The organism is Gordonia neofelifaecis NRRL B-59395 (genome assembly GCF_000192435.1).
Classification (GTDB): Bacteria; Actinomycetota; Actinomycetes; order Mycobacteriales; family Mycobacteriaceae; genus Gordonia; species Gordonia neofelifaecis.
Window position 1 is genome coordinate 1 of record NZ_AEUD01000020.1, and the last position, 24281, is coordinate 24281.

Below are 24281 nucleotides of genomic sequence, written 5' to 3' on the forward strand. Positions count from 1 at the left end.
CGGCTCGGGGATCCGCGACCGCAGCCACATCACGGCGGCCTCGGCGATCGCGGCTTCCAGGAACCAACGGCGGAACCTCGCCGAGACGAGCAGGCCGAGCAACGACAGCGGCCAGTAGTGCCGGAGCACCGCGGACCATATCTGCAGTACGCCGTACCCCAGCGCCCGGCCGACGTTGCGTGCCGCGATCACGTCGCGCGCGGGAACGCCGTCGAGCGGTTTGCGAATGCGGCGGAAGATCCACCCGGACAGGATCAGGGCGATGCCGAGGCCGATCCGCGTGCGCGTCACCAGGGCCAGCACGGCGATCGCCAGCGGGATGCTCGTCATCACCGGCGCCGCGAGCCCGTCGTGCCTGCGCGCGAGTTCCGCAGCCCCGGTGCCGTAGAACCTCCTGCGGTCGAGCATCGCACGGAGCGACTGCCGGTGGTCGTGGGCGACGTGAGCGACCGGGTCGTACCGCACCGCCCATCCGTCGGCGTGCGTGCGCCAGCAGAGGTCGACGTCCTCAGCGACCCGCAGCGATTCGTCGAAGCGACCGAATGCGGTGCGGCGCACCACCATCGCCGCGCTCGGCACGTACGCGATGGGAGTGCCCGGCCGGACCGGCCCCTCGTTGGGCCCCATGTCGAGCGACGAGAAGCCGTTGGCGTAGGCGGCGACCGGACGACGCCCGCCGTCATCGCCGGCGGGGTCGTCGAGTCCGACGATCCGGGGGGCGACGATCCCGACGACGGGGTCCGAGAAGTGACTGAGCAGCATCGTGAGCCACTCGCCCTGGGGCACCGTGTCGGAGTCGAGGAAGGCGACGAAGTCTGTCTCGGCGGCATCGAATCCGGCGTTCCGCGCGGCGCCGGGGCCCGAGTTGACATCGAGCCGGATCAATTGGACTCGGTCGTCGTCGACGACCGTCAGCGGTCGCTCCGACGCGTCGTCCACCACGATGACCCGGAGCCCGGGCAGTGCCTCGATCAGCCGATCGACGCCTGTCTGGTTGTCGTGGGCCGGGATCACGACCGTCACATCCGACTCCTGCGGACCGGCCATCGGCCGCGGATGCGCGATGCCGGCGTCGAGTAGCGTCCGGGCCAGATTGCGCGTGCCCGCATCGCAGACCTCGATCCGGCCGTCGGCCGACGTCATGCCGAGGGCCTTGTCTGACATCTTGAGCACTCGCAGCGGTGACCCGCCGACGAGATTCCGAAGGTCGCCGTGCCGCACGCAGCGAGGGTCGATCTGGACCTGGAACCCGACCGGCAGTTCCCTGATCGGAGGTACGGTCACCGAAGCCTCCCGGCCTCGTCGACATTCCAGTCCCGCAACCCGACCGCGAGTCGGTCGGCGAGTCCGGCCAGCAGTTCCGTGCCGTGGTCGGGATCGGCCGCCGTCGCGTCGCCGAGGACGCCGTTCGGCGACACCGCCGCCACCCCGCCTTCCCGCAGCGGACCGAGCAGGGCCGCGATCGGCGAGGTGTTACCCGCCGCGGCGAGGCTCCGGCGCACGTCGTCCGGGGCAAGACTCAGCATCACGCTCGTCTCGGTGTGGCCCGCGTGGGCGTCGGCGCCCGGGAAGGCGCAGGGGAAGAACGCCGCATCCCGGCCCTCGTATCGCAGTCGCGCGACCGCGGTCGCAAGCGCCTGACCGTTGCCTCCGTGAGCGTTCACGAAGAGCAGTCTGCCCGCCCATCGCATGGCGCTGCGGCCGTATTCGAGAACGACCAGTTCCAAGGCCTCACGACCGATGGAGACGGTTCCGGGAAAACCCTCATGCTCGCCTGAAGCGCCGTACGGAATCGCCGGGGCGAGCAGAACGTTCGATGAATCACCAAGGGCAGCAACTGCTTCGCGAGCAACTGCGACCGCGATGCGGTGATCGGTGTCCAGCGGCAGATGTGGGCCATGCTGCTCGACGGCCCCGATCGGCACGACTATCGTCGGCTCGGTCCCGACCAGTTCATGCCACGTCCGGGACGCCAATTCGGTCGCCGGTGTCATTGCGACAACGTTACCGATGCGGACCCTCGCTAGGGAACCGTTGGGCCCCGATTTCCCTCCCTGCGGACCCCAGGCGAACCACGGACCCCATCAGTGCCGTTCCGGTACATATGTATAGTGACGACCGAACGTGACATGGACCACGCGATCTCGCGATGGTCAGACCTGCGATCGGAGCTTTCCCGTGACTTCTCCCACCCGTCAGCCGTCCGGCCGTTCCGGCCCGCTCGCCGGCATCCGAGTCATCGAGTTCGCGGGCATCGGCCCCGGACCGCACGCCGCGATGCTGCTGGCCGACCTCGGTGCCGACGTCCTGCGCGTCCAACGACCGGGCCAGCTCCCCGACCCGAATCGGAACGCCGACGCCCTGCTCCGCGGCCGCCGCATGATCGAGGCGAACCTCAAGAATCCGGCCGACCGCGAGACCATTCTCAATCTGGTCGCCAAGGCCGACGTGGTGATCGAGGGATTCCGCCCCGGCGTCATGGAGCGTCTCGGATTCGGCCCGGACGACCTGCACGCGGTGAACCCCGCACTGGTCTACGGCCGGATGACCGGCTGGGGACAGGACGGTCCGCGCGCCGAGCTCGCCGGCCACGACATGAACTACATCTCGCTGACCGGCATGCTGCACGCCATCGGTCGCCCCGACGAGAAGCCGACCCCGCCGCTGAACCTGGTCGGCGACTTCGGCGGCGGCTCGATGTTCCTGGTCATGGGCGTGCTCGCCGCGCTCGTCGAGCGGTCGGTGTCCGGCAAGGGCGACGTGATCGACGCCGCCATGTGCGACGGCGCGTCCGTGCTCGGTCAGATGATGTGGGCCTTCCGCGGAACCGGCCTGTGGCAGGATCGCCGCGGCGTCAATCTCCTCGACACCGGCGCCCCGTTCTACGAGGTCTACGAGACCTCCGACGGCAAGTGGATGGCCGTCGGCGCGATCGAGCCGCAGTTCTACGCGGAGCTCCTCAAGGGCCTCGAACTCGACCCCGAGTCACTGCCGAACCAGCTGGACGTGACCAAGTGGGGTGAGCTGAAGCAGACGTTCACCGACACGTTCAAGACCAAGACGCGCGACGAGTGGGCCGCGATCTTCGACGGCACCGATGCCTGCACGTCGCCGATCCTCGACTACACCGAGGCGCCTGCTGATCCGCATCTCGCCGCGCGCGGCACCCTCGTCGAGATCGACGGCGTGATGCAGGCCCAGGTGGCCCCGCGCTTCGCGCGCTCTGCCACCGAGACGCCGACCGGCCCGGTCCGCGAGGCCACCGACCCCGCCACCGTCTGGCAGTAGCGACCGTCCCAGGCTGGTCGAGCAACCGCCCCGAGCTGCTCGACCAGCCTGTGACGTCGAGTCCGAAATCGCACCGAACCCATAACTAGAACATGTTATAGTTTCCTCTGCACACAACGAGAGGCACACGAGCATGGGACAGTTCGACGGACAGGTCGTCTACATCACCGGTATCGCCCGAGGACAGGGACGCAATCATGCGCTCCGCTTCGCGCGCGAGGGCGCGTCGATCATCGGCATGGACATCGCGGGCCCGGTGGCCGAGCACATGACCTACCCGTCGTCGACCACTGACGACCTCGCCGAGACCGTGCGCCTCGTCGAGGAGGCCGGCGGCAAGATCCTCGCTCGCCAGGGCGACACGCGCGACCTCGCCTTTCAGCAGCAGCTGGTCGCCGACGGCGTCGAGCAGTTCGGCCGCCTCGACCACATCGTGGCGAACGCGGGCATCCTGACCTGGGGCCTCACCTGGGAGCTGACCGAAGAGCAGTTCACCGACGTGGTCGACGTCAATCTCGTCGGCACCTGGAAGACGCTGAAGGCCGCGATCCCCGCCGTGCTGGATGCGGGCAACGGCGGAAGCGTCACGATCATCTCCTCGGTCGCCGGACTCAAGGCGATGCCCGTTCAGGCGTCCTACTCGGCGTCCAAGTTCGGCCTCCGCGGTCTCGCGCAGACCGCGGCGAAGGAGCTGGGGCCCAAGCAGGTTCGCGTCAACACCGTGCATCCGTACGCCGTCCACACGCCGATGGGACTCGAGGACACCTCCGCCATGAAGGCCTTCGAGGAGTACGGCATGCACTTCCCGTCGCTGCTCGGCCACTACCCGGTCGCCAGCCTCGACGACCTGTCGGACGCAGTCCTCTACCTGTCGTCGGCGAAGTCCGTCACCGGTGCCGAGTTCCAGATCGACATGGGGCACTCGAAGGTCTGACGGCGACCGATGACGACAGCAGATCGAACGGCGCCGCGACCCGGCGTCCTGGAGCGCGCCGCGACCGTCATGGACGTGTTCGCGTACGGGCGGCACAGCGCGAGCCTCGACGACGTCACCGCCGACACCGGACTGCCTCGGTCGACGACTTTCCGGATCCTGCAGCAACTCGTCGCCCTGGAATGGCTCGAGCACGGTCCCGCCGGGTATCGGCTCGGCCGACGGGCGGCCGCGCTCAACCGGACCGCCGTCGACTACTCCACGCTGCGCGCCGCGGCGGCAGATCCGCTCGCCGATCTGAACATGCAGACCGGCGGCGTGTGCCACCTCGGCGTGCTGGAGGGCCGATTCGTCCACTATCTCGACAAGGTCGGCGGGCCGGCGAACCGATCGATCCCGTCCCGCGTCGGAGCACAGCTCGCCGCCGACGAGACCGTGAGCGGTCAGGTGCTCCTGGCGGGCATGCAGCCGGAGGACGTGGACCGGCTGATGGGCGGCGGCGCCCTGTGCAGTTCGGTCGGCGGCCCCGGTGCCGCCGGTCTGCACGACCGCCTCAACCGTGTCCGCGCCGCCCGGGGCGTCGCCTTCTCGTTCGGTGACCGCTGCACCATCGGCATCAGTTCGGTGGCGGCCGCGGTGATGGGGCCGCACGGTCCGGTCGCCTCGATCTCGGTCGCCGCCCGCCGCGCCGTCCATCTGGAGTCGCTGGCACCGGTGGTCGTCGCCGCGGCGACCGCCACCAGCGCGTCCCTGTTCCCCGACCTGCGCCGCCGCCGGTGACCCGGGGCGGCGCAGTCGGGTAGCCGTCAGGCCGCGCCGCCGATCGCCGGAGCGGACGGCACCAATTCACCGAGTTCGGCCGCCACCTGCGCGGCCGTGCCGTTGGTGAACGCGATCTGCCTGCCCCACAAGAAGTATCGGTGGATCGGATACGTGATGTCGGCGCCCAGGCCGCCGTGCAGATGCTGCGTCGCATGCACCACGCGCAGTCCTCCGTGCGACGCCCACCATGTCGCGACACAGGACGCCACCGTCACCTCGATGCGGGAGTCCGCCTCGCCGGTACCGCAGCCGTCCGCCAGCCACGCGGCCTTCATCGTGGTCAACGCCAGCGCCTGGGTGTCGAGATAGGCGTCGGCGGCCCGCACCGCGACGGACTGATTGGTCGACAGCGGACGCCCGAACTGCTCCCGCTCGCTGGTGTAGGCGGCGGTGCGCGCCAACGCCTCCCGGCCCACCCCGAGCTGGAGCCCGGCCTGGGCGATCCGGCAGCGGTCCAGCAGCCAGCGCCCCTGGTCGACGCCGTCGGTATCGGGCAGCAGCTCGTCGACGACGGCCCCGACGAAACGCACGGCGCCCGCGGAGACCCGCGAGGTCACCGACGCCGAGTCCACCTGCACACCGTCGGCGGCGGCCGACACCAATGCCAGACGGGTGCGTCCGCCGAGGTCCGCGGGGAGAAGGAACGAGTCCGCGACCGGCGCGCCCTCGATCATCGGCACGTTCCCGTCGAGCCGATACCCGTCCCCGGACGGAGTCAGCCGCAGCCGGTCCTGCGCACCGGGCGCGCCGACGACGATCGTGGAACCGTCGACGATCGACGGCAGCCGGCGGGCGCGCTGCTCGGCCGAACCGAAGCGGCTCAGTGGGAGCGCCGCACCGGCGACCACCGGCCACAGCGGTACCGGTGCCACCGCGGCACCGTGCTGCTCCTCGATCGCGACCAGTCCGGTCGTCCCGAGATCCGCGCCGCCGTCGGCCTCCGGCAGCGGTGCCGCCAGCAGTCCGGTCGAGGCGAGGCTCGCCCACAGCTCACGGTCGAATCCGCCGTCGGCCTCGACCTTCTCGATGCGTCCGACCTCGGCGTACTGCCGGAAGACGTCGGCGGCCAGTCCGGCCAGGTCGAGCAGCGTCTCATCCCGATCGAAGTTCATTTCTTCGCGTCCTTTCGCCGACGTGAGCCCAGGGTCATTCCGAGGGTGCGTGCGGCGACCATCTCCCGCATCACTTCATTGCTGCCGCCGCCGAAGGTGTTGTTCTGCGCGCGGCGGCCGAGGTGTTCCACCCGGCCGTGCACGGCCGCACCCGGCGACTCCGGACGCAGCGCTCCCGCCGAGCCGAGCACGCCGAGCAGCGTGTTGTAGGCGGCCACCACCGATTCGGTGCCGAAGATCTTGGCGGCTGCGGAGTCGCCGCCGGAGAGGGTGTTGCCCGCGATGTCGGAGACCAGCTTGAGATTGATCAGATCGGTCGCCGCCAGCCGCGCGTACAGCTCCCCCATCTCCGACCGCACCCATGGCTGCTCGTACGCCGCGGGCAGTCCGTCCGTCGGCGTCTGCGCCCAGTCGAGTACCTCGTCGAACAGCTGATTGGCGATGCCGCCGCGGGCGGCGAGCGCCACGCGCTCGTGATTGAGCTGGTCGGTGATGATCGACCAGCCGGCATTGAGCTCCCCCACCACATTGGCGAGCGGGACCCGGACGTCCTCGTAGTAGGTGGCCGACGTGTCGATGCCGCCGACGGTGTCGATTCTGGTCACCGAGAATCCCGGCGAGCTGGTCGGGACCATGACGACCGAGATCCCGCTGTGCGTCGGTGCCTCCGGGTCGGTGCGGACGGCGAGCCACACCCAGTCCGCGTACATACCGGCGCTGGTGAAGATCTTGTTGCCGTTGATGACGAGGTCGTCGCCGTCGACGACGGCCCGGGTGTTCAAGGCCGCCAGATCCGTGCCCGCGTTCGGCTCGGTGTAGCCGATCGCGAAGGTCAGCGTTCCGGCCAGGATGTCGGGCAGGAAGAACGCCTTCTGCCGGTCGGTGCCGTACTTCATCAGCGCCGGGGCGACGGTGTTGAGGGTGACCAGGGACAGTGGGGCGTTCGCCCGGACCACCTCGTCGTAGAAGACGTACAGTGCCTCGGGATCCTCGCCGCGGCCGCCGTACTCCTCGGGCCAGCCCAGCCCCAGCCAGCCGTCGGCGCCCATGCGGTGCAGCAGCCGGGTGAAGGTGGGGCCGCCCTCGGTCTGGTCGACGAGGTCGCGGCGGTCGTCGTCGTCGATCAAGTCCGCGAAGTAGTCGCGCAGTTCCGTGCGCAGTCGTTTCGTCCGATCGGACAGGTCTGGTCTCATCGGGGTCTCCTCACTTGCCCGGCAGCCGGAGCAGCCGCCGGGCGATGACATTCAGCTGGATCTCGATGGTGCCGCCGCCGGTGAGCACGGCAGGCAGCCCGAGATGATCGATCGCGTAGCCTGCCGCGGCCACGTTGGCGTGGCGGCCGACGACCGCGAGTGTGTCGAGCGAACCGTCGCGCTGGGCGATCGCGCCGTACACCTTGCGGACGCTGGCGCCTGCCCGCATATCCGCGCCGGTGGCATCGCCCAGCGCGGTCCGCATGCCGAGTCCGGCGAGTAGCAGTTCGCGGCCGGCGAGCCTGCCGAGCGCGGCGATCACGGGTTCGGCTGCGGGGACGGAACCGTCCTCGACGGCCGCCCGCAGCGCTGCCGCCGATCCGTGGCCCATGCTGCGTCCCATCGCGGTCCGCTCGTAGCCGAGGGTCGCGGTGGCGAGCGTCCAGCCCTGTCCCGGTGCACCCACCAGGCAGTCGTCGGGAACGAAGACCTCGTCGAGGAAGACCTCGTTGAACTCCGCGCGCCCGGTGGCCTGCCGCAGCGGCCGGATCCGGACGCCGGGCGACCGCAGGTCCACGAGGAAGTACGAGATCCCCTCGTGTTTCGCCGCAGAGGCGTCGCTGCGCGCCAGGCACGCACCCCAGTCGGCGAGGTGCGCGTTCGAGGTCCACACCTTCTGCCCGCGCAGTACCCAGCCGCCGTCGGCCTTCGTCGCGGTGGTACGCAGCGAGGCGAGGTCCGAACCGGCCTCCGGCTCGCTGAACAACTGACACCAGACGAGCCGGCCCAGCAGGGACGGCGGCAGGAAGCGGTCGCGCTGCGCCTCGGAGCCGTAGTCGATGATCGTCGGCAGGATCCACTCCCCGATGACCAGATCGGGCGCGGCGATGCCGCGCGCGGACAGTTCCTGGGCGATCGCGTCCTGCTGGCGCGGCGTGGCGGCCAGCCCGAACGGCGGCGGGTAGTGCGGAGCGACGACTCCGGCGTCCGCCAGAATCCGTCGGACGCGGTCGTGGTCGCCGGCGGTGAGCGCGGCTCGGGCGGCGTCCAGCGGTCCGGCCAGGCTTGCCCGCAGCGCGGATTCGTCGTCCGGCCCGGCGAGCCGGTGCGATCGCTCCGCGCGGCGCGCCGCCTCGCCCAGCCGACGGGCCCAGCCGTCCGTGGGCCCGAGGTCGGCGGCGATCGCGATCGCTTTGCGCCAGTACAGATGGAGGTCGTACTCCCAGGTGAAGCCGATCGCCCCGTGCAGCAGTGTGGCCTCCATCGGGATCTCGGCCGCGAGTGCGGCCACCGCGTGGCCCGCGGACAGCGCCGCGAGCCGCTGCTGTTCCGCGGACTCGTCTGCGGCTCCCGCGCCGGCCCCTGCCGCGGTGCGCAGCAGTTCGGTGTCCACCAGCAGCATCGCCGCCTTGTGCGCGACGGCCTGGAACGAGCCGACGGCCCGGCCGAACTGCTTACGGGTGTCGATGTAGTCGACCGTCGCCGACAGGCACCACTGCGCGACGCCTGCCGCCTGTGCGGCGGCCAGGGTGGACCGGACCAGCTCGACGGCGCCGCGATCGGCGACGACGAGGTCGCGGATCGGCACCCGCACCTCATCGGCGTGCACGATGCCCGTCCCGACCGTCAGGTCGGTCCCGTCGATCGCCTCGATCCGCACACCCTCGGTCGCAGGGCTCAACGGGACCAGGTGGTCTCGGTCGCCGTCGCTCGCCGTCACCAGCACGTGGTGCGCACCCGGCACCCCGGTGAACGCCTCACTGACGCCGGTCACGACGGCGCCGCGATCGTCGAAGCGGACCTCGAACCGGTGATCGGTGAGCAGCACGCCGGTGGCGCCTGCGGCGAACGAGGCGAGCAGCGCATCGGCCGCGGGTGACACCGGGCAGGCGGCGACGGCCGCGGACGCGGTGATGCTGTGGGCCAGCGGTCCGGGGACCAGCGCGTGAGCCAGCTGCTCCACAACCACTGCGGCCTCCGTCAGGCCGGCTCCGTCGCCCCCGAAGCGCTCGGGCAGGTGGATCCGATGCAAGCCGGCATCGACCAGCGCGGCAAACGGTCGCCCCGACTCACCGCGGCCGTAGTCGTCGAGCGACTCCCGAGTCGCGGCGAGCGGAGCGACGCGTGCCGCCAGACCGCGGACCGAATCGGCGAGGGCACGGGTGTCGGCATCGAGGCCGACGGTCGGGGCGCTCACAGCCGCTCCACGATGACGCAGGTCGTCGCCGAGGCGGCGCAGATCGAGATCAGACCGAACTGCGCGTCACGATGTTCCAGCTCGTCGAGCACGGAGGCGGTCAGCCGGATACCCGTGGCACCGGCCGGATGACCGACGGCGATGGCGCCGCCGTTGACGTTCAGCTTGTCCTCGGGCACCGACAGCTCCTTCGCGAACGACATCGGAATGGATGCGAAGGCCTCGTTCACCTCGAACAGGTCGATGTCGGCGACCGTCAGACCGGTGCGACCGAGAAGCCTTCGGGCGCCGTCGATCCCGCTGTCGAGCAGGTACTGCATGTCGCCGCCGACCGCGATGTGAGCGACGATGCGCCCGCGCGGCGCGAGCCCGTTGGCGGCCGCGTAGCCGGCGGACGCCATGACCGCCGCCGACGCCCCGTCGGAGATCTGCGACGACGTCCCCGCCGTGTGCAGCCCGTCCGGCACGACCGTCCGCAGCCGACCGAGCGCCTCGAGTCCGGTGTCGCGCAGTCCCTCGTCGCGGGTCACGACGGTCGGTTCGTCACCGGCCTCGTCGGCGGGCGCCGTCACCGACAGCACCTGACGCCGCATCCGGCCCTCGTCCCATGCCCGCCGGGCGAGGGTCTGCGACCGCACGCCGAACTCGTCCAGATCGCGCCGCGAGAAGCCGCGCCGCACGGCGATGCGGTCGGCGGCGGTGAACTGGTCCGGACTGGCGATCGTCCAGCTCGCCGGCCGCGGGGTGCCGAGGCCGAGTCCCTGTTTGGCGGTCAGCCCGACCCGCGACATCACCTCGACACCGCAGGCGACGCCGACGTCGACCGCGCCCGTTGCGATCTGCCCCGCCAACAGGTTGAGCGACTGCAACGATGTGCCGCACATGGCGTCGACCGCGGTGATTCCGGGAGCGGTGGGATGCCCGGCGTGCAGCCAGGCGGTCCGCACGATGTTGCCGTACTGCTCCCCGAGCGGCGTCGCGCAACCGCCGATCACCTGGTCGACGGCGTCGGCGGGGACGCCCGCGCGAACCATCGACGCCGTCTGCACCATGCCGAGCAGTTCGGCGGCGTGCAGCTGCGCGAGTGCACCGTCGCGCCTGCCGAACGGAGTGCGCACGGCGTCGAGGATCACCGGCGCCGTCACAGCGCCGCCTCATCGGGAAGCCTGCCGTCGAGGTCGCGGACTGTGACGCCCAGTTCGTCGATCAGGTCGAGACTCGCGTGCACACCGCCGGTCGTCTCAGCGGGGCAGTCGCACAGGGCGACGACGGCCTCCACCATCGCCTCCACCGGTTCGAGCATGTCGTCGGTGACGGTGTCGCCGACCAGCGCCCGCGCGCCTTCGGTGAGAACGGCGTGCTTCGGAGCCACCGCGTTGACCCGGATGCCGGTCCCGTAGACCTCCGCCGCGAGTGCGTTGGTCGCGCGATCGAGCGCCGCCTTCGACGATCCGTAGACGCCCATCGCGGTCCCCGGCGGGATCAGCCGGAACGGCGGCCCGGCAGCGGGCCGGGCGGTGGCGCTGGTGATGTTCACGATCCAGCCGGAGCCGGCCTCACGCATCCCGTCCACGACCGCCGCGGCCAGGTCGAGCGGCGCGAACAGGTTCACCTCGAAGGTGATCCGCCTGCGCCTGGCCGGGTAGCCGAGCATCGGCTGGTAGATGGCGGCGGCAGCGTTGTTGACGAGGATGTCGACGGGTCCGCCGAGGGCGTCGACCGCCCGCTCGACGATCGTCGTGCGCTGCTCCGGGTCGCCGAGGTCGGCGGCGATCACCGCGGATCTGCCCCCGTGAACCGAGATCTGCTGCAGGGTCCGGGTGAGACTGCCGTCCAAGTGGGCGTGGTCGTCGACGGTGCGGGCGACGATCGCGACGTCCGCCCCCTCGGCGGCGAGCCGCCGGGCGACCGCGGCGCCGATGCCGCGGCTGGCACCGGTCACCAGGGCCCGACGGCCGGAGAATCGTCCGGTCATCTAACGCTCCTTCGCGAAGTCGGCGATCGCCTCGGCGATGCGGTCCACGTGACGGTCTTCGAGTCCGTGGCTCATCCCGAGGGTCATCCCGCGGGCGAAGACGGCGTCGGCTCCGGGCAGACCGTCCTCCGGCGCGCGGTAGGCGACCTTCGACATCATCGGGTGCCGCGTGATGTTCCCGCTCCAGACGGTGCGGGTGTCGATGCCCGCGGCCTCGAGCGACTCCTGCAGGTCCGACCGCGAGAACGGCGCGTCCTCGTTGACGAGCACCGGATAGCAGAGCCAGGCGGTGTCGAGTTCGGCCGTCTGACGGGGTGTGGTGAAGAAGTCGGGGAACTGCGCGTACGCCTCGGTGAAGCGGGCGAAGATCTCCTTGCGCCGCGCGTAGTTGGCGGCGAGCTTGTCGAGCTGGACCAGTCCGTAGGCGGCCCCGAGTTCCGAGGGCTCGAAGTTCCAGGCCAGCACGTCGTCGAAGATGAAGTCGTTGTCGTAGGGCACGCCGTCGAGATCCTCACGGAACACGCGGCCGGTGCCGCGGTCGCCGAACAGATGCGGCTCGCTGCGCCTGCCCCACCGCCGCAGCAGCAGTGCCCGGTCGCGCTCGTCGGCCGAATCCATCATCACCATGCCGCCCGTTCCCGCGCAGGTGATGATGTGGGCCATCGAGAAGCTGGTCACCGAGAGGTCCGCGCGGGCGCCGGTGGGCGTGCCGCGGAGGGTGGCGCCGAGCGCGTCGCAGGTGTCCTCGATGACGGCGAGGCCGTGGGCGTCGGCGATCTGCCGGATCCGGTCCCAGTCGGGTGCGTTGCCCGCGAGGTTCGGAACCAGGATGGCGCGGGTGCGCGGTCCGATCGCCTCCTCGATCTTCTCCGTGTCGATGTTCACCGTGTCGGGCACGACGTCGACGAACACCGGGACCAGGCCCGCCCGGACGATGGGTGCGACGTCGGTGGAGAAGGTCAGCGGCGACGTGATGATCTCGTCGCCCGGCTCCAGGCCGAGGAGGTCGACGGCCACGTAGAGTCCGGACGAGCCGGAGTTGGTCATCACGCCGTACCGCTTGCCGCTGAGGGCGGGCACGCGGGTCTCCATGCCGTTGACGGCGGCGCCGATGCGCAGGCCCTGCGGACCGCGATTCAGGACCTCGTTGACCGCGGCGATCTCGGCGGGCCCGTGGGTGGCCCGCGCGTACGTGATGCGCTCGGGTGTGGATGTCCCGGGTGGGGGTGTTGCAGCTGTGGATGTGCTGGTGGTCATGTGTCTCTCCTGAGATTCGGGCGCCGGTCAGCGGTCGCTGCCGAGGACGACGGCGCTGTGCGGGACCGGCGAGCCGCCGGTCGCCAGGACGTGGTCGATGGTCTTGGCCGGCTGGTTGACGGAGGTCCCGCGGATCAGCCGAACGGCTTCGGCGATGCCGTTGACGCCGTGGATGTAGCCCTCGCCGAGCTGGCCGCCGTTGGTGTTGGTCGGCAGGGAGCCGCCGAGGTCGAGGTGGCCGTCGGCGATGAAGTCCTTCGCTTCGCCGCGTCCGCAGAACCCGTACTCCTCCAACTGCAGCAGCACCATCGGGGTGAAGGCGTCGTACAGGATCGCGGCGTCCATCTCCGCGGCCGACAGTCCCGACTGGCGCCACAGCTGGTCGGCCACCAGCTCCACCTCCGGCATCCGCTCGATGTCGTCGCGGTAGTAGCTGCTCATCGAGATCTGCTGCGGGCCGACGCCCTGCGCGGCGGCGGCGATCACCGCGGGCGGGTTCGGGAGGTCCCGGGCCCGCTCGACGGTGGTGATCACCAGGGCCTGACCGCCGTCCGTCTCCTGGCAGCAGTCCAGCAGGCGCAGCGGATCGGCGATCATCCGGGACGACTGGTGGTCCTCGATGGTGATCGGCCGCTCGTAGAACCACGCCTTCGGGTTGGTGGCGGCGTTCCGGCGCGAGAGCACGGAGATCGCGCCGAAGTCGGCGCTGGTGGCGCCGTAGCGCTCCATGTACAGCCGCGCCAGGAACGCCTCCTGCGACGCCGGTGTCAGGAGCCCGTACGGGTTGATCCAGTTCCGGTACTCCTGATCGGTATTCGCGTTGTACGCGAACGGCGGCGGACCGGCCCCGAACCGGGTGCCCGACCGTTCGTTGAAGGCCCGGTAGACGACCACCGTCTCGGCCACTCCCGCGGCCACGGCGAGCGCCGCCTGCTGCACGGGGGCGCACGCTCCGCCGCCGCCGTGCGGAATCCGGCTGAAGAACTTCAGTTCGGGGATGCCGAGCGCGCGGGCGACGGCGATCTCCGGGTTGGTCTCCATGGTGAACAGGGCGAAGCCGTCGACGTCGGCGACGGGGATCTGCGCGTCGTCGAGCGCCGCCAGAACGCACTCGCAGGCCAACTGCCATTCACTGCGTCCCGAGTTCTTGGAGAACTCGGTGGCGCCGATTCCGGCGATGGCGGCGTGCCCGGCGAACGAGGTGATCGTCACGCTCGATCCCTCCCGTACTCGCCGAGAACGACGGTCGCGCGGACGTGGACGCCGAGGCCGTTGGCTCCGACCACCCGCACGGTCAGCGGCTCGGTGTGGGTCACCTCGCCGGTGAGGGCCAGGCTGTCACCCGCGTACATCGGCACCCCGAGACGCAGCTTCACACTGTCGATCCGGGCGGCCGGACCGGTCCAGTCGGTGATGAAGCGGTCGATCAGCCCGTTGGTGGTGTTGATGCTCATGAACACCTCGCGTGAGCCGCGCGCCCGGGCCTTGGACGGATCGTGGTGGACGTCCTCGAAGTCCTGCGACGCGAGGGCGCCCGCAGCGATCATCGTGTGGTCGACGTCGATGGTCAGGGCGGGTAGGACGTCCCCGACCGCGGGCATGGGAAAGACCGTGGGCGTGGAAAAGTCAGTCATCGGTGTTCTCCTGGTCGATGCCGGTGTCGGGCACCAGCGTGGGGAGGATCTCGCCGTGCGCGTGCTCGGTGAAGGTGAACCGCAGTCGCATCCCGAGGGTCAGGTTCTCGGGATCGATTCCGGCGATGTCGGCGACGAATCGAGTGCCCTCCGGCAGGTCGACGAGTCCGACCGCCAGCGGGTAGTCAAAGGCGTCGTCCTTCGGGTGGTGCACGACGGTGTAGCTGTGGAGGGTCGCCGCGCCTGACGCCACGATGTGGCTCCGCTCCGCCGAGCGGCAGTGCGGGCAGACCGGCGTCGGCGGATGGCGCAGCGCCTCGCAGTCGCCGCACTTCTGGATCCGCAGCTCACCGCGTCGGCAGCCCTCGAAGAAGAACTCGTTGTCTCCGGTGACGGTGAGGCGGGGTACGGCGGTCACTGGGCCGCCGCCGTGGGCGCGTACCGCAGGAGCCGGAAGCGTTCGGTGCACAGCACGTCGCCGGTCTCGGACTCCAGGTAGGTCTTCGCGAGCGTGATGAAGTGCCCGTCGCCCAGGGCGGTCGACTTGCGTCCGGAGACGGACTCGATGAGGTAGTCGGCGACCACGTGGTCGCCGGGGCGGATCTCCCGCGCGTAGTCCTGTTCCACGTCCGTCGCGACGACCGCGGTGAATCCGTGGGCGTCCAGCAGTCCGAGCATCTCGGAGTACGCCGAGGGCTCGGCCTCACCGCGGGCTCGGAGCGCCTGGACCTCGCGGTAGCGGCGCAGGCCCGACATCACCCAGGTCGACACCATCGCGGGCGGGCACACGACGGTGTCCCGTCCGGTCTCCACGGCCGCGGCCCGGTCGATGTAGACGGGGTTGTAGTCGTCGAGCGCCTCCACCCAGTTGCGGATCATCGCGTCGTTGACGCGGTACCGGGCCGTGCGACGCGGCTCGGCCTCTCGCCCAACGAAGCGCTGGAGTCGTGCTTCCAAATCGGCCATGCGACCCACTGTCGGCGCGACGATCCGCCGTTGTCCGCGCCGGTCTCACTGGCTGAGACCGCGCCGTCGACCGTCGTTTCCGCGCTTTAGCGTCGACCGGGTACGTCCCACTTGACCTCGAAGGAGCCCCGCACATGACGGATCGACTGGCCGGAAAGACCGCCTACATCACCGGAGCCGGCAGCGGCATCGGGGAGGCCACCGCGCTCCGCTTCGGCGCGGAGGGCGCCAACGTGGTCGTCACCGATCTGAACGGCGACGCGGCGGCGTCGGTCGCGGACCGCATCGTCGCCGCGGGCGGTGCCGCGATCTCTCATCGCGTCGACGTGACGGTCCCCGACGACCATGCGGCCGTCGTCGCGGCGGCCCTGCGGAGCTACGGCCGCATCGACGTCCTGCACAACAACGCCGGAATCGTCGAGAACTCGATCGACACGACGGTCGTCGACACCCCCGACTCGGCGTGGCGCACCGCGTTCGAAGTGGATCTTCTCGGCGTGGTGAACGGCACGCGCGTGGTGCTCCCCGAGATGGTGCGGACCGGCGGCGGCTCGGTGATCAACACGGCCTCGGCGGCGCCGTTCAACGGCAACACCACGATGGCGGCCTACGGATCGGTGAAGGGTGCGGTGATCGCGCTGACCCGCTACGTGGCGACCAGCCACGGCAGGCACAACATCCGATGCAACGCGATCGCGCCCGGACTCGTGCTCTCCCCCGGCGCGCTCGAGGTGTTCCCCGTTCCGGGACTGCTCGACGCCATCGCCAAGCATCAGACGGTGCCCGGCTTCTGTGCGCCCGACGACGTCGCCCATCTCGCGGTCTTCCTCGGCAGCGACGAGTCCCGGTTCATCTCGGGTCAGACCCACATCATCGACTCGGGACTGATGGCCATGGGCGCCGCGGTGCCGGACATCGACGAGGTTCTGGCCTCGCTCGGAACGCCGACGACGCACTGACCGCATCCGGTGCGGTCAGCGCGTCGTCGGTGTTCCGTTGGAGCTCAGGCTCCGTGGATCTGCTCGAAGCCCTCCGGGATGATCAGGTCGGCGCGCGAGAGGTCGGCGATGTCGGACTTGCCGAGGCCCATCATGGCCGAGTCGATGCCCATCTGAAGCAGGTCGAGCACGTTCTCGACGCCGGTCTGCCCGTTGGCGGCCAGACCCCACAGATAGGCGCGGCCGATCATGACGGCCTTCGCGCCCAGCGCCAGCGCCTTGACCACGTCGCTGCCGCGGCGGATGCCGCCGTCGAGCAGCACGTCGACCTCGTTGCCGACCGCGTCCGCGATCGGGCCCAGCACGCGGATGGTGCCCGGCGTGCCGTCGAGGTTGTTGCCGCCGTGGTTCGAGACCGAGATCGCGGTGGCGCCGATGTCGACCGCGCGGCGCGCGTCGTCGATCCGGGTGACGCCCTTGACCATGAACTCGCCGTCCCACTGCTCGCGCAGCCACTGGAGGTCCTCCCACGTGGGCGGCGGGGTGTTCATCCAGGTGCCGTAGACGTCGAAGAAGGTCGGGCCGGGCTCGCCCTTGTGCGCGATGTTCGGTGCGCTCAGGTCCGGGATGAGGAGCTTGCCGTCCCGGAACCAGCTCATCGCGTACTTCGGCTTGGTGATCATCTCCGGAGCCAGCTTCGCGACGGCTCGCAGGTCCACCTGCTCCGGGATCTCCGGGCTGCCCCAGTCACGTCCGACGTTGAACGTCCAGTCGGTGGTGACGATCAGGCCCTTGCAGCCGGCGGCGCGGGCGCGCTCGGCGCGGGCCAGGATGTCTTCCTTGCTGCCGAGCCAGTAGATCTGGAAGAAGATCTTGTCGTTGACCGCGGTGACCTCTTCCACCGGCTTGCTCGCGAAGCTCGACAGTCCCATCGCGGTGCCGCGTGCGGCCGCTGCGCGGGCGACGGCGACCTCGCCGTCCGGGTTGACGGCCTGCACGCCGGTCGGCGAGATCATCACTGGGAACGGCAGGTCCTGACCCATCACCTTGGTGGCGAGGTTGCGCTCGGGCTTCACACCGATGACGTGCGGCGAGAAACCCAGCTCACCGAACGCGTCGACGTTGTCGTTGACCGTGATGCCCGCCTGGGTGCCCGCGATCAGCGACGAGTACACCGTCTTCGGCAGCCGCTTCTTCGCGCGACGCTGCGCTTCCCCGACGGTCTCGAACCACGGGTTCTGGCGCCACGGGTTCTTCTCCATGATCTCGGAGAACTTCGACATGATCAGACTCTTTCCTGCTGTGGATGGTGGATGTGCGTCACCGCTGGTCGAATCCCCGCCCCGATCACTGGGCGGGGTATTCCAGACGACGTCAGGAGCAACCGGAGGACGAGCACCCGGTGGCGGTGGTGGGCATGAACCCGGCGAGCGGATTCTCGTCGCAGTCGCGCGACGGCGGTCGCGTCATCAGGGTCAGTGGCACGCCGCGCGAGTGGTCCTTGTTCGCGGTCGGCTTCGACCGTTCGCCCGCGAGCAGCGACTCGCCGTAGCCCTGCACGCACTCGGGATCGGGTCCGTCCAGCGGCAGTCCGGTGAAGAACTTGGCCGCCATGCAGCCGCCGCGGCAGGCGTCGTAGTGATTGCAACTGGCGCACGCGCCGGCGCTCTGCGGCTCCCGCAGTTCGGTGAACAGGTCCGACCGCTGCCAGATCTCCTGGAATCCGCCGTCGGTGGTGATGTTGCCCGCAAGGAAGTTCTCGTGAATCGCGAACGGGCAGGCGTAGACGTCGCCGATCGGGTCGATCAAGCACACCACGCGACCGGCGCCACAGAGGTTCAGGCCGGGCAGTCCACCGCCCGTGCCGCTCTCGGCGAAGGCCGAGAGGTGAAAGAAGGAGTCGCCCGTGAGGACGCGGTCGCCGTGCGCGACCAGCCATTCGTACAGTTCGCGCTGCTGTTCCGGCAGCGGGTGGAGGTCATCCCAGACGTCGGCACCGCGACCCGACGGGCGCAGCCGGGTGATGCGGAGGGTGGCGCCGTAGCGATCGGCGAGCGCCTTGAACTCGTCGAGCTGTGCGACATTGTGCCGGGTCATCACGACGCTGATCTTGGCGTCCTTGAACCCGGCGTCCGCGAGGTTCTCCAGCGCCCGGACCGCCATGTCGAACGAGCCTGGGCCGCGCACCGCGTCGTTGACCTCGGCGTCGGCGCCGTCGAGCGAGATCTGGACGTCGACGTAGTCCGACGCCGCCAGTCGCTGCGCCACCTCCGGCGTGATCCGCAGACCGTTGGTCGAGAACTTGACGCCCACCTGATGATCGGTGGCGTAGTCGACCAGCTCCCAGAAGTCGGGTCGCACGGTCGGCTCGCCGCCGCCGATGTTGACGTAGAACACCTGCATGCGCTGCAGCTCGTCGATGATCGCCTTGCACTGCTCGGTCGACAGCTCGCGCGGGTCGCGCTTGCCCGAACTCGACAGGCAGTGGACGCACGACAGGTTGCAGGCGTAGGTCAGTTCCCAGGTGAGACAGATCGGCGCGTCCAGCCCTCGCTCGAACTGGTCGACCAGGCGCCCGACCTTGGGCGGCGCGGGCACGGTCAGCGGTGGGGTGAGGGACGGCATGCCGAGCGCGTCGGTGCCGGGGCGGGATTCGACGGTGGTCACAGGGTCACTCCTCGGTCGAGACTGCCGGTGGGTTCGGGGGCGCCGACTGGTCCGAGGACGACCGCTCGACGATCATCCCGGACTCGCTCAGCGCAGTGAGAGCTTGCAGGTACAGCGGGCGCTCGGCGTCCGCGATGCCGATCGCGGCCATCGCCGCATCGGCGCTGTCGTGGTCGGCGAGGGCCTGCACCAGATCCACGACGACGAGGTTCTTGAGGAACGAGAGCTTGCGTGTTCCGAAGTGGTACAGCAACGCACCGAAGGGCTCCGGCCGAAGTGCGACCTTCGGGTTCAGTCGCCAGGCGCGCGAGACGTCGAACGGGGTACTGCTCCCGGCTGCCGCGAGGCCGCCGGGAGCAGTGCTTGATGGAGTCGTCATCAGTAGACGCCACACATCCCGTCGATGGACACTTCCTCCACCAGAGACTCAGCCACGAGATCCTGCTGAGTCGCATTCGCCTGATCGGCCATATGAACCATCCTCCTTCACGAGTACTGATGTGGTTCGGTTCACACACTAATGGCACTCGGTGCATAATCACCAGTGGTTGGCGAAAATTCATTCGTCGTACCATCGTGACCGGCGGTTTCGGACCGCGAAGGAGAATCGAGATGACCAGATCTGGGCGTGGCGGCGTCCTCGGCGGGCGCCCGGCGGCCACCACGCGTGGCCGACTGAGCAGTCTCGCCATCGATCTGTTCACCGAGAACGGGTTCGACGAGACCAGCGTCGACGACATCGCCAACGCCGCCGGAATCGCCCGCCGGACACTCTTCCGCTACTACCCGTCGAAGAACTCCCTCGCGTGGGGCGAATTCACCGAACATCTCGACGGCCTGCGCGACCTGCTGCGGAGCAGCCCGGCCGACGTGCCGCTCGGGGTCGCTCTGCGCGACGCCCTGATCGCGTTCAACACCGTGCCCGAACCGGAGCTCGACGAGCATCGTCGACGCATGGCCCTCCTCCTGGGAGTCCCTGCCCTGCAAGCGCATTCGATGCTCATGTACGCCGACTGGCGACAGGTGATCGCCGACCACTGCGCTGAGAGACTGGGCCTCGACCCGGCGTCGCACATCCCGCAGACCATCGCCTGGCAGACCCTGGGCACGGCGCTCGCCGCCTACGATCAGTGGCTGCTCGACCCGGACTCAGATCTCACCGAACTCCTGGAGATCGGGAGCCGGGTCCTCATCGGCGGAGTCGCGTCGCTGGCGACACCCGATCCGCCGCCGTCCACCTCCCGCTAGCCGGAATGAACGCTGTGACACACTCGCAGGCGCTGATATCCTAATATAGAACACGTTCTAATTTGCTCGACTGCCCGAAACCCGGGCCCGATTCCACAGAGAGTCAACGATGACCGAACTGACCCCGCACAGCGCGCGCAGCGCCATCCTCACCGTCTCCGAGGTGATCGATGAGACCGCAGACGCGCGCAGCATCGTCTTCGACATCCCTGACGTCCACGCGGACAAGTTCGCGAACTACCAGCCGGGACAGTTCCTCACATTGCGCATCCCGAGCGATCAGACCGGGTCGGTCGCGCGGTGCTACTCACTGTCGTCGGCCCCCGGGCACGACAAGCTGCCGAAGGTCACCGTCAAGCGCACCGCCGACGGCTACGGCTCCAATTGGATCTGCGACAACCTCGAGGCAGGTACCGAGATCGAGGCGCTGCCGCCGTCGGGCGTCTTCACCCCGGACAACTTCCACACCCCGCTGCTGCTGATCGCCGCGGGCTCGGGCGTCACCCCGGTGATGTCGATCCTCAAACACGCGCTGCTGACCGGCACCGGCCAGATCACCTTCTTCTACGCCAACCGCGGCGAGAACGACGTGATCTTCGGCGAGGAACTGCGCGAGCTCCAGGGCAAGTACCCGGCCCGGCTGACCGTGCTGCACTGGCTCGAGTCGGTGCAGGGTCTCCCGAGCGACCGCACCCTCGCGACCCTGTTCGGACCGATGTCCGCGACGCACACCGCGTACATGTGCGGTCCCGGTCCGTTCATGGAGGCCGCTCACAGCGGCCTGATCAAGGGCCGCTTCGACAGCAAGCGCGTCCACGTCGAGATCTACAACTCGCTCTCCGGCGATCCCTTCGAGGACATCGCGCTCGGCGAGGTCTCCGCGGAGGAGGCCGCCGCCGCGGCCGAGGTCGAGGTGGAGCTCGACGGCGAGTCGCACACCCTGTCGTGGCCGCGTTCGCGGACGCTGGTCGACATCATGCTCGCCGCCGGTCTCGACGCGCCCTACTCCTGTCAGGAGGGCGAGTGCGGTTCCTGTGCCTGCACTCTCATCGAGGGCACCGTCGACATGGAAGTCACCGGCGCGCTCGATCCCGACGACATCGCCGACGGCTACATCCTCGGCTGCCAGGCGCGGCCGACCGCCGACAAGCTCAAGATCGAGTTCTGATCTCGCACTACCAACGCGTATGGCGCGAGGTCCCCTCGCAATGTCCGATTCTCGACTGATCTACGCGTTGGTAGTGCGAAGCTCTCGGAGCACTAGGCTCGGGGCATGACGAATGAACGCCTGGCCCGAGTCCTGTCGTTGATCCTGCTCATCCCCGGTGCGCTGCACTTCGCGGTGCCGAAGCCGTTCGACGCGCTCGTCCCCGACGAGTTGCCCGGCGACAAGCGCGCGTGGACCTATGCCTCGGGGGTTGCCGAGATCGGTTTGGGCGCAGCGGTTCTCGCGCCGCGGACCCGTCGGACAGCAGCCGGTCTCGCCGCGGCGCTGTTCGTCGCGGTGTTCCCGGCCAACGTCAACATGATCCGACTGTGGGTCGACAAGAGCCCCACGCTGAAGACGATCGCCTGGGCACGACTGCCGCTGCAGATCCCGCTGATCGTGCTGGCGCTGCTGGTGCGGCGGGGCGCGAGGCCCACGCCCGAAGGCGAGTAGCGCCTACGACCGCAGGCCCCGGAAGTACGACCGCCGCTCCTTCGACAGCCGCTCCACCGAGTACGACAGCGCCGTCCGCCCCATGCGAGCGGCGTTCGCCTCGAGGTAGTCGAGCAGCGTCGTCTCGTCGACGCGTTTGCCCATCTCGCGCAGCATCCAGCCGAGGGCCTTCTGGATCAGGTCACGACGATCGTCGACCACCAGCGGCGCGACGGCGAGAATCGCCTCCGAGCGTCCGGCGATGATGAACGCGTGCGTCCCGACGATGCCCACGCGGCGCTCCCACAGATCGTCCGACGACGCCCAGCGCAGCAGTTCGGTGTGGTCGCCTCCACGGCACAGGTGATCGCCGAGAATCGTGGCGGCCGAGCAGTCCACGAGATCCCAGTTGTTCACACGCCCGGCCCGGATCGCCTCGCGATAGAGCTCGACCCAGGCCTCGGGCTCGCTCATCCGGTAGTTCTCCGCGACCACCAACAGCGCGAGCATCCGGACCTCGTGGAGTTCCCCGGACAGCAGTTCCACGACCGTCGCCGCGGGCAGCCCGCGCAACGACCTCGCCAGCGTCCGCAGCGCAGGCACTCGGACGCCGACGAACCGGTCGCCCTCGCCGTACTCCCCCGGTCCGGTCTTGAAGAACCGCAACGACGATGCCGCGCGCTCCGGGTCGCCCATCGCCACCACCCGGGCGACGATGTCGGCGGCCGCGGAGTCTGCGTTCATCCCTCTGCGTTCATCCCTCTGCGTTCATCCCTCTGCGTTCATCCCTCTGCGTTCATCCCTCTGCGTTCATCCCTCTGCGTTCATCCCTCTGCGTTCATCCCTCTGCGTTCATCCCTCTGCGTTCATCCCTCTGCGTTCATCCCTCTGCGTTCATCCCTCTGCGTTCATCCCTCTGCGTTCATCCCTCTGCGTTCATCCCTCTGCGTTCATCCCTCTGCGTTCATCCCTCTGCGTTCATCCCTCTGCGTTCATCCCTCTGCGTTCATCCCTCTGCGTTCATCCCTCTGCGTTCATCCCTCTGCGTTCATCCCTCTGCGTTCATCCCTCTGCGTTCATCCCTCTGCGTTCATCCCTCTGCGTTCATCCCTCTGCGTTCATCCCTCTGCGTTCATCCCTCTGCGTTCATCCCTCTGCGTTCATCCCTCTGCGTTCATCCCTCTGCGTTCATCCCTCTGCGTTCATCCTTCGAGGAGCGTCGCGATCGGTGTCGGTGTGAGCAGGAACTGCCGGGCCTTCATCAGCTTGCCGACCCGGCCGGCGCCGACGACGCCGGTGAGGAGTCCTTCACGGCTGTAGTAGGCGAGGAACTTGCGGCCGTCGTCGTCGACCAGGTGCACCTCGTCGTCCGACCGCGGGGAGCCGAGCATCTGGAACTTCAGTCCGTACTGGTCGCTCCAGAAGTACGGGACCGGCTGGTGCGGAATCGCGTGCCCCAACAGCTGCGCGGCGACCATCGCCGCGTGGTCGACGGTGTGCGTCCAGTGTTCGACCCGATGCGGACGGCCGTCGACGTCGTGCCAGTTGGCGCAGTCGCCGAGCGCGTAGACGTCCGCGGCGCTCGTCCGCCCGACACCGTCGCACGCCACACCGCCCCCGGCGGACCGGTCGGCGATCTCGATTCCCGAACCGTCGAGGTAGCCGAGGTCCGGGTAGCCGCCGATGCCGACGACGATCAGATCGGCGTCCACCCGGCTGCCGTCCGACAGTGCGACGCCGACTGCACGACCGTCCTCGGTCAGGATCTCGTCCACGCCGACGCCGACGCGCAGGTCCACCCCCGCCTCGACGTGCAGGCGCGTCACCATCTGGCCGATCCGCGGCCCGAGCGGTCCCGACAGCGGGGCGGGCGTCGGTTCGATCAGCGTGACGGGCACATCGAGCTTGTGCAGACTCGCGGTCACCTCGCAGCCGATGAAGCCCGCGCCGATCACCACCGCCCGCGACGCGGACGCCGCCTCGGCCCGCAGTGCGACGGCGTCCTCGAACGTCCGGATCACGTGCACGCCGACGAGACCGTCGGTCCCCGGGAAGGTCCGGGCGACCAGGCCGGTCGCGAGCACCAGGCTGCCGTACTCGATCTGCTCGGTCCGCCCGTCGCCCTCGACCGTCACCGCATGCGCGCTCGGATCCACCGCGACCACCCGCGTGCCCGTCCGGAGGTCGACGCCGGCTTCGTCGAAGAACTCGGCGGGCTTCAGGTCGACGCGCTCGTCGTCGCCCGTCAGCACCGTCTTCGACAGCGGCGGCCGGTCGTACGGGGGATGCGGCTCGGCGCCGAGCAGGATGATCTCCTCGTCGTATCCGCCATTCCGCAGATTCTCGGCCAGGCGCACCCCGCCGAGCCCTGCTCCCACAATCACCATCGGTGACTTCACCACTGCGTCACA

Annotated in this window: 25 protein-coding genes; 7 read left to right on the forward strand and 18 right to left on the reverse strand. The window is 69.5% G+C overall.

Annotated elements, in window-relative coordinates; all coding sequences use genetic code 11:
• Positions 1–1284 (reverse strand): mycofactocin biosynthesis glycosyltransferase MftF (gene mftF, locus SCNU_RS17685; RefSeq protein WP_009680784.1); only part of this gene is annotated, 1284 nt, incomplete at its 3' end.
• A complete protein-coding gene (mftE, locus tag SCNU_RS17690; RefSeq protein ID WP_009680785.1) occupies positions 1281–1994 on the reverse strand; it encodes a mycofactocin biosynthesis peptidyl-dipeptidase MftE in 714 nt (237 codons plus the stop codon). The genes mftE and mftF, both read right to left, overlap by 4 nt.
• A gap of 184 nt (positions 1995–2178) precedes the next feature.
• On the opposite strand from mftE, the gene SCNU_RS17695 reads away from it, so the two are divergent.
• The 3 genes from SCNU_RS17695 (at position 2179) to SCNU_RS17705 (ending at position 5002) form a co-directional block, all read left to right on the forward strand.
• Positions 2179–3288: a CaiB/BaiF CoA transferase family protein gene (locus SCNU_RS17695; protein WP_009680786.1), complete on the forward strand. Its 1110-nt coding sequence runs from the start codon at positions 2179–2181 to the stop codon at positions 3286–3288.
• A gap of 133 nt (positions 3289–3421) precedes the next feature.
• Positions 3422–4222, forward strand: a complete 801-nt coding sequence (locus tag SCNU_RS17700) for a mycofactocin-coupled SDR family oxidoreductase (RefSeq protein ID WP_009680787.1) — start codon at positions 3422–3424, stop codon at positions 4220–4222.
• A 9-nt stretch (positions 4223–4231) separates the two neighbouring features.
• Positions 4232–5002, forward strand: a complete 771-nt coding sequence (locus tag SCNU_RS17705; protein WP_009680788.1) for an IclR family transcriptional regulator — start codon at positions 4232–4234, stop codon at positions 5000–5002.
• A gap of 26 nt (positions 5003–5028) precedes the next feature.
• On the opposite strand, the gene SCNU_RS17710 is transcribed toward SCNU_RS17705, so the two are convergent.
• Genes SCNU_RS17710 through SCNU_RS17755 form a run of 10 tightly spaced genes read right to left on the reverse strand, consistent with a single transcriptional unit; the run spans position 5029 to position 15378 of the window.
• Complete coding sequence (locus tag SCNU_RS17710; protein ID WP_009680789.1) at positions 5029–6156, reverse strand: acyl-CoA dehydrogenase family protein; 1128 nt, start codon at positions 6154–6156, stop codon at positions 5029–5031.
• Positions 6153–7349 carry an acyl-CoA dehydrogenase family protein gene (locus tag SCNU_RS17715; RefSeq protein WP_009680790.1) on the reverse strand — a complete coding sequence of 399 codons (1197 nt, stop codon included), beginning with the start codon at positions 7347–7349 and terminating at the stop codon, positions 6153–6155. Before SCNU_RS17715 ends, SCNU_RS17710 begins: the two co-directional genes overlap by 4 nt.
• Before the next feature lie 10 nt (positions 7350–7359).
• Positions 7360–9546, reverse strand: coding sequence for an acyl-CoA dehydrogenase family protein (locus SCNU_RS17720; RefSeq protein ID WP_009680791.1), 2187 nt, complete (start codon positions 9544–9546; stop codon positions 7360–7362).
• Positions 9543–10691: an acetyl-CoA C-acyltransferase gene (locus SCNU_RS17725; protein ID WP_009680792.1), complete on the reverse strand. Its 1149-nt coding sequence runs from the start codon at positions 10689–10691 to the stop codon at positions 9543–9545. The genes SCNU_RS17720 and SCNU_RS17725 overlap by 4 nt, the downstream gene beginning before the upstream one ends.
• Positions 10688–11521, reverse strand: coding sequence for an SDR family NAD(P)-dependent oxidoreductase (locus SCNU_RS17730; protein WP_009680793.1), 834 nt, complete (start codon positions 11519–11521; stop codon positions 10688–10690). The genes SCNU_RS17725 and SCNU_RS17730 overlap by 4 nt, the downstream gene beginning before the upstream one ends.
• Positions 11522–12778 carry a DegT/DnrJ/EryC1/StrS family aminotransferase gene (locus SCNU_RS17735; protein WP_009680794.1) on the reverse strand — a complete coding sequence of 419 codons (1257 nt, stop codon included), beginning with the start codon at positions 12776–12778 and terminating at the stop codon, positions 11522–11524.
• A gap of 27 nt (positions 12779–12805) precedes the next feature.
• Complete coding sequence (locus tag SCNU_RS17740; RefSeq protein ID WP_009680795.1) at positions 12806–13990, reverse strand: lipid-transfer protein; 1185 nt, start codon at positions 13988–13990, stop codon at positions 12806–12808.
• On the reverse strand, positions 13987–14412 hold the full coding sequence (locus SCNU_RS17745) for a hotdog family protein (protein WP_050792863.1): 426 nt from the start codon (positions 14410–14412) through the stop codon (positions 13987–13989). The genes SCNU_RS17740 and SCNU_RS17745 overlap by 4 nt, the downstream gene beginning before the upstream one ends.
• Positions 14405–14830, reverse strand: coding sequence for a Zn-ribbon domain-containing OB-fold protein (locus SCNU_RS17750; protein ID WP_009680797.1), 426 nt, complete (start codon positions 14828–14830; stop codon positions 14405–14407). The genes SCNU_RS17745 and SCNU_RS17750 overlap by 8 nt, the downstream gene beginning before the upstream one ends.
• Positions 14827–15378, reverse strand: coding sequence for an FAS1-like dehydratase domain-containing protein (locus SCNU_RS17755; RefSeq protein WP_009680798.1), 552 nt, complete (start codon positions 15376–15378; stop codon positions 14827–14829). The genes SCNU_RS17750 and SCNU_RS17755 overlap by 4 nt, the downstream gene beginning before the upstream one ends.
• Positions 15379–15512: 134 nt before the next feature.
• On the opposite strand from SCNU_RS17755, the gene SCNU_RS17760 reads away from it, so the two are divergent.
• Entirely contained in the window at positions 15513–16337 is an 825-nt protein-coding gene (locus SCNU_RS17760) for an SDR family NAD(P)-dependent oxidoreductase (RefSeq protein ID WP_009680799.1), read from the forward strand.
• A 44-nt stretch (positions 16338–16381) separates the two neighbouring features.
• Here SCNU_RS17760 and mftD read toward each other — a convergent pair whose 3' ends face one another.
• The 4 genes from mftD to mftA form a co-directional block, all read right to left on the reverse strand.
• Positions 16382–17599, reverse strand: a complete 1218-nt coding sequence (gene mftD, locus SCNU_RS17765) for a pre-mycofactocin synthase MftD (RefSeq protein WP_009680800.1) — start codon at positions 17597–17599, stop codon at positions 16382–16384.
• A 91-nt stretch (positions 17600–17690) separates the two neighbouring features.
• Positions 17691–18983 (reverse strand): mycofactocin radical SAM maturase, encoded by a 1293-nt coding sequence (mftC, locus tag SCNU_RS17770; RefSeq protein ID WP_009680801.1) that lies wholly within the window; start codon positions 18981–18983, stop codon positions 17691–17693.
• A 4-nt stretch (positions 18984–18987) separates the two neighbouring features.
• The gene (gene mftB, locus SCNU_RS17775) at positions 18988–19362 is read right to left on the reverse strand and encodes a mycofactocin biosynthesis chaperone MftB (RefSeq protein ID WP_009680802.1); all 375 of its coding nucleotides are present in this window, start codon (positions 19360–19362) and stop codon (positions 18988–18990) included.
• Positions 19362–19454 (reverse strand): mycofactocin precursor MftA, encoded by a 93-nt coding sequence (mftA, locus tag SCNU_RS17780; protein WP_101841532.1) that lies wholly within the window; start codon positions 19452–19454, stop codon positions 19362–19364. The genes mftB and mftA overlap by 1 nt, the downstream gene beginning before the upstream one ends.
• A gap of 141 nt (positions 19455–19595) precedes the next feature.
• Here mftA and mftR point away from each other — a divergent pair, with 141 nt between their 5' ends.
• From mftR to SCNU_RS17795, 3 genes are all read left to right on the forward strand, one after another.
• Entirely contained in the window at positions 19596–20231 is a 636-nt protein-coding gene (gene mftR / locus SCNU_RS17785) for a mycofactocin system transcriptional regulator (protein ID WP_009680804.1), read from the forward strand.
• 109 nt (positions 20232–20340) lie between these two features.
• The gene (locus SCNU_RS17790) at positions 20341–21399 is read left to right on the forward strand and encodes a ferredoxin--NADP reductase (protein WP_009680805.1); all 1059 of its coding nucleotides are present in this window, start codon (positions 20341–20343) and stop codon (positions 21397–21399) included.
• A gap of 105 nt (positions 21400–21504) precedes the next feature.
• Complete coding sequence (locus SCNU_RS17795) at positions 21505–21891, forward strand: DoxX family protein (protein ID WP_009680806.1); 387 nt, start codon at positions 21505–21507, stop codon at positions 21889–21891.
• Between the two features lie 3 nt (positions 21892–21894).
• Here SCNU_RS17795 and SCNU_RS17800 read toward each other — a convergent pair whose 3' ends face one another.
• Positions 21895–22614, reverse strand: a complete 720-nt coding sequence (locus SCNU_RS17800; RefSeq protein ID WP_009680807.1) for a DNA alkylation repair protein — start codon at positions 22612–22614, stop codon at positions 21895–21897.
• A gap of 458 nt (positions 22615–23072) precedes the next feature.
• Entirely contained in the window at positions 23073–24257 is a 1185-nt protein-coding gene (locus SCNU_RS17805) for an NAD(P)/FAD-dependent oxidoreductase (RefSeq protein ID WP_175284129.1), read from the reverse strand.
• Positions 24258–24281: the final 24 nt, after the last annotated feature.

What these genes read in the sequence shown, in the direction of transcription:
- SCNU_RS17800 (WP_009680807.1), bottom strand. Translation starts at nt 22,614, where the DNA reads ATGAACGCAGACTCCGCGGCCGCCGACATCGTCGCCCGGGTGGTGGCG.
- SCNU_RS17805 (WP_175284129.1), bottom strand. Translation starts at nt 24,257, where the DNA reads ATGGTGATTGTGGGAGCAGGGCTCGGCGGGGTGCGCCTGGCCGAGAAT.
- SCNU_RS17715 (WP_009680790.1), bottom strand. Translation starts at nt 7,349, where the DNA reads ATGAGACCAGACCTGTCCGATCGGACGAAACGACTGCGCACGGAACTG.
- SCNU_RS17700 (WP_009680787.1), top strand. Translation starts at nt 3,422, where the DNA reads ATGGGACAGTTCGACGGACAGGTCGTCTACATCACCGGTATCGCCCGA.
- SCNU_RS17705 (WP_009680788.1), top strand. Translation starts at nt 4,232, where the DNA reads ATGACGACAGCAGATCGAACGGCGCCGCGACCCGGCGTCCTGGAGCGC.
- mftD (WP_009680800.1), bottom strand. Translation starts at nt 17,599, where the DNA reads ATGTCGAAGTTCTCCGAGATCATGGAGAAGAACCCGTGGCGCCAGAAC.
- SCNU_RS17710 (WP_009680789.1), bottom strand. Translation starts at nt 6,156, where the DNA reads ATGAACTTCGATCGGGATGAGACGCTGCTCGACCTGGCCGGACTGGCC.
- mftE (WP_009680785.1), bottom strand. Translation starts at nt 1,994, where the DNA reads ATGACACCGGCGACCGAATTGGCGTCCCGGACGTGGCATGAACTGGTC.
- SCNU_RS17760 (WP_009680799.1), top strand. Translation starts at nt 15,513, where the DNA reads ATGACGGATCGACTGGCCGGAAAGACCGCCTACATCACCGGAGCCGGC.
- mftR (WP_009680804.1), top strand. Translation starts at nt 19,596, where the DNA reads ATGACCAGATCTGGGCGTGGCGGCGTCCTCGGCGGGCGCCCGGCGGCC.
- SCNU_RS17755 (WP_009680798.1), bottom strand. Translation starts at nt 15,378, where the DNA reads ATGGCCGATTTGGAAGCACGACTCCAGCGCTTCGTTGGGCGAGAGGCC.
- SCNU_RS17790 (WP_009680805.1), top strand. Translation starts at nt 20,341, where the DNA reads ATGACCGAACTGACCCCGCACAGCGCGCGCAGCGCCATCCTCACCGTC.
- SCNU_RS17730 (WP_009680793.1), bottom strand. Translation starts at nt 11,521, where the DNA reads ATGACCGGACGATTCTCCGGCCGTCGGGCCCTGGTGACCGGTGCCAGC.
- SCNU_RS17795 (WP_009680806.1), top strand. Translation starts at nt 21,505, where the DNA reads ATGACGAATGAACGCCTGGCCCGAGTCCTGTCGTTGATCCTGCTCATC.
- mftA (WP_101841532.1), bottom strand. Translation starts at nt 19,454, where the DNA reads ATGGCCGATCAGGCGAATGCGACTCAGCAGGATCTCGTGGCTGAGTCT.
- SCNU_RS17735 (WP_009680794.1), bottom strand. Translation starts at nt 12,778, where the DNA reads ATGACCACCAGCACATCCACAGCTGCAACACCCCCACCCGGGACATCC.
- mftB (WP_009680802.1), bottom strand. Translation starts at nt 19,362, where the DNA reads ATGACGACTCCATCAAGCACTGCTCCCGGCGGCCTCGCGGCAGCCGGG.
- SCNU_RS17745 (WP_050792863.1), bottom strand. Translation starts at nt 14,412, where the DNA reads ATGACTGACTTTTCCACGCCCACGGTCTTTCCCATGCCCGCGGTCGGG.